Consider the following 1,146-nt stretch of genomic DNA (forward strand, 5'->3'; position numbering starts at 1 on the left):
GCGAAGGCGGGATGGACGACCTGCCCATCGCGGGTGAGCGCGATGGCCTTCACGATCTCGTCGTCCCAGTTGAGGGCGATGCCCTTCTCCTTGTCGTGCAGCGACTGCAGCAGAGCGAGCAGGTTCTTGGCGTAGAGCAGCGAGGCGCTCTCGGCGATGCGGCTGGGGTAGTTGGCGTGGCCGACGATCTTCACCCCGTTGTCGGTGACGACCACCCGGCCCAGCTCCGAACCCTCGACGTTGCCGCCCTGCTCCACCGCCAGATCGATCAGCACCGAACCCGGCTTCATCGAGGCGACATGCTCGCGCGTCACCAGGATCGGCGCCTTGCGGCCCGGGATCAGCGCCGTGGTGATGACGATGTCCTGCTTCTTGATGTGCTCGGCCACCAGCGCCGCCTGCTGGCGCTTGTAGTCGTCCGACATCTCCTTGGCGTAGCCGCCCGCCGTCTCGGCCTGTTTGAACTCGTCGTTCTCCACCGCGACGAAGCTGCCGCCCAGCGACTGCACCTGCTCCTTGACCGCCGGGCGCACGTCGGTCGCCGAGACGATGGCGCCCAGCCGCTTGGCCGTGGCGATGGCCTGCAGCCCGGCGACGCCGACGCCCATGATGAAGGCGCGGGCCGGCGGCACCGTGCCCGCCGCGGTCATCATCATCGGGTAGGCGCGGCCGTACTCGCTGGCGGCGTCGACCACCGCCTTGTAGCCGGCGAGGTTGGCCTGCGAGGACAGCACGTCCATGACCTGGGCGCGGGTGATGCGCGGCATGAACTCCATGGCGAAGGCGTTCACCCCGGCCGCGGCGTAGGCCGCCACGTGGTCGCGGCTGTTGTAGGGGTTGAGGATGGCGAACAGCAGCGCGCCGCGCTTGATCAGCGCCAGCTCGTCGAGGTCCCCCTCCCCGGCCAGCAGCGGGCGCTGCACCTTCAGCACGATGTCGGCGTCGGCCAGCGCCGACGCGGCGTCCGGCGCGATCTCCGCGCCGGCGTCCTGGTACACCCGGTCCGGCAGGTTCGAGCCCAGACCGGCCCCGGTCTCCACGACCACTTCCAGGCTGAGGGCTTTGAGTTTCTTGACCGTCTCCGGAGAAGCCGCGACGCGATTCTCGCCCGCGCGCCGCTCCCTGGGTATGGCGATTTTCATGGTT

1 protein-coding gene is annotated in these 1,146 nt (G+C 69.3%); it reads right to left on the reverse strand.

Annotated elements, in window-relative coordinates; genetic code table 11:
• Nucleotides 1-1,142 (reverse strand): Re/Si-specific NAD(P)(+) transhydrogenase subunit alpha (locus DXK32_RS31945; RefSeq protein ID WP_114862161.1); only part of this gene is annotated, 1,142 nt, incomplete at its 3' end.
• Nucleotides 1,143-1,146: the final 4 nt, after the last annotated feature.

This window comes from Azospirillum brasilense, from assembly GCF_003349955.1.
Lineage (GTDB): Bacteria > Pseudomonadota > Alphaproteobacteria > Azospirillales > Azospirillaceae > Azospirillum > Azospirillum brasilense_B.